The organism is Tatumella saanichensis, from assembly GCF_000439375.1.
Classification (GTDB): Bacteria; Pseudomonadota; Gammaproteobacteria; order Enterobacterales; family Enterobacteriaceae; genus Tatumella; species Tatumella saanichensis.
Genome location: NZ_ATMI01000048.1, coordinates 1 through 2,550 on the forward strand (window position 1 = coordinate 1; position 2,550 = coordinate 2,550).

Here is a 2,550-nt window from a genome sequence, read left to right on the forward strand (position 1 = left end):
CGCTCTCAGCTGGGAAAAGGTCCGCTAGCGCTGCTGGAACTGCGCGGTTTCACGCTGCCGGAACAGATATTCAATGTCGATAGTGCAGTCACCGCCCAGGTACTGATGACCGATAGTCAAGATCGTGACCTCCAAGGCGTCGACTGATCAGCACAGGGTGAAATCTGCTTAACGGTTGTTAGGCGGATGATGCCCCAGTATGCACCAAAAAACGGGCTGCCCTGATATGCTTCGATAAATGACACTAGTCCAATGGGATAACCCTTGACGATAAGGTTTGATATTCAGTCGAGGGCACAACCAGCGTAAATACGTCTGCGTTACTATCTAGAAAGGCGCCCCCACCGCTTTTTCACTACTGTGTACTCGGCATTGGCAGGCTATCGTCGTCCGGCGGTGTTAAACGGCTATAAGTAGCCAGTAACTTTCTCAGATGTAACTCGGTTTCCGCTCGTAAGGCCGCCGTCTGTGAGGCTTTTGGCTCTAGCTGTGACAGCTGACGTAATGCCTCTTCAGTAGGAACAGTCTTGCTGAAGGCTCGGCTGATGGCAAATACTTGTGATTTGAGTTCGCTGACGGTCAGATACTTTCCTTTTTGCCCATCCAGGCGGTTTAGTTTATCGGTAAGTTGGCTGAGTAATGCCATACCATGGTTCCAGCCATTCAAGTTTTCAGCTGGTAGGGTGTTGGCGGCCAGTTGCTGCTGCCATTGCTCGGTAAGCGCTAGGGTCTGCGGGGTATTCGGCCAGAGCACCCGCGCTTGGCTTACCAATTGGCCGGTGTAATCATACCACCATGCGGGAGGCTGTCGCCCTAGTACGCTGATCTGCTGTCGGGCAGCGGTAAACCATTTGCGGCTATCAGGGAGTTGGTGATCCTTAAGAATGATGGCTTGCTGCCGGGTTAAGGCTACCGGCAATGGCGACACGGTAGCCATTACTGCCTGCTGCTCCGGTTGCGCAGTGATCCGCTGATAACCGCCTGTCAGCAGTAGTATTAGAAATAGCATGCAGACCATCCCCGCGCTGAAAGGACGCCAAGCGAAACCCTTGACGTCAGATCCTACCGTTACAGGCTCCACATGTTTTTGGGGCCCAGGCTGCGGGGCGACCGTTAAAGGTAGCGCCTCAGAGGGCACTGCGGCGGGCAACAGCGGTGTCACTGCCGCAGATGGCGTAGGGAGAGGAGATTCAGTACTGTCGCGATCTCTTGCGCTGATTGCGGCATGTTGTAATTGCTGTGCCAACACGTCAAAGCCGATTTGAGCGTTAAAACCCGCTTGCTGTAACTGCCGCGATATCTCAGTGAGATGCTGTTCTGTTTGTTCGAGAAGGTCGCGATCGCCGCTAGCGGGGAGTTGAGTGCGGAGATGCTGTTGTAGGCGACGACTGAGGGTGTTCAGGATCTCGGTGCGTGCATGGAGAGAGTGTGGCCACAATTGCTGCCAGTGGTGGCTGACCACTGACTCCAGCAGAGACAGACCTTGATGTATTCCCGTGACACCCGCCTGATTAGCCCGAGCCAAGGTATACCATGAGACAGTCTGTAAATCGGCACCGTTCTGTTCAAACAGGGTCAGGCAGAGTGATTCGACATAACGCCAGTTCATATCAGGGCGGGCCGGATGGGTCAGTTTGCGCATTTCATCGGCAAGGGCTGGGAAGGCGTTAAAGGTGCGCGGGTCGCTGCCACAGGGCAGCGGGTATCGTTCTGGTTGGATCACAGTAAGCTCCCAGGGTCAGCGCGGGATGTCAGACAACAGTCTGCGAAGAGATAAAATGTTGTCGAGTGAGATGCCGTAATATGACGCGGCCTTCAGGGATAAATTCGGTACCATAGCGCACCAAACCCAGTCCCTTAAGTTCTGCATCAATGGCATAACGCAACTCACCGGGCGTGGTTTGCTCAAGCATTATTACCTTTAGGCTTTTCAGCCGCGGCTCATATTTCAGCAGGACGTTGGACAGTACCGAAATCAGCTGGTGGGCAGTACCGGGCATCCCCTGTAAGATCAGGCTTAAATCTGGCATACCGTAGTCTGGGAGATGGGCCAAACTGCCGGCACGGCAGTTAAGGATCCGCTGCATATTATCCAGCACTGACAGGATCACTTGGTTTTCCTCACTGATCTGAGCAAGATCGAGGTAACCGCCGATATTGGCGTATAAGATGTCGTACAAGGAGGGACGAGGCATGTTAGTGACTCCCAACTGAAGACAGCGGCAGATGTGCCTTTGTGACTGCTATTGTTCGAGGCTGAGCGGTTAACTTCTTTGACTGTGCTGTTAAGGCCATCAGCAGAAAGAGGCTGTAGAGATCACTGGCGGTATCACCGTCTCTAACAGGGCAGTAATAGCGCCCAATCAAGGCCAGTTTCCCAGGCTTGCTGGGGATACCGCTCCCTTGGCGGGGAGCTAAACAGGTATTCGCTGTCGTAGCTTGACCACAGGGGATTGGTTTAAAAGAATACACAAGTAAATTATCCCTAATTTAAATATAGTAAAGTGCGCATAGCCGTACAGAGTGAGTGCAGCCGCACTGTTGGGGCTA

2 protein-coding genes are annotated in these 2,550 nt (G+C 53.3%); both read right to left on the reverse strand.

What is annotated here, in order from left to right; genetic code table 11:
• Positions 1–355: 355 nt before the first annotated feature.
• The gene (locus tag DW47_RS0113555; protein WP_051150970.1) at positions 356–1,723 is read right to left on the reverse strand and encodes a VasL domain-containing protein; all 1,368 of its coding nucleotides are present in this window, start codon (positions 1,721–1,723) and stop codon (positions 356–358) included.
• A 28-nt stretch (positions 1,724–1,751) separates the two neighbouring features.
• Entirely contained in the window at positions 1,752–2,195 is a 444-nt protein-coding gene (tssE, locus tag DW47_RS0113560; protein ID WP_029686962.1) for a type VI secretion system baseplate subunit TssE, read from the reverse strand.
• Positions 2,196–2,550 lie beyond the last annotated feature (355 nt).

Excerpts from the sequence above, each read along its gene's own strand:
- tssE (WP_029686962.1), bottom strand. The coding sequence starts at position 2,195 with ATGCCTCGTCCCTCCTTGTACGACATCTTATACGCCAATATCGGCGGT.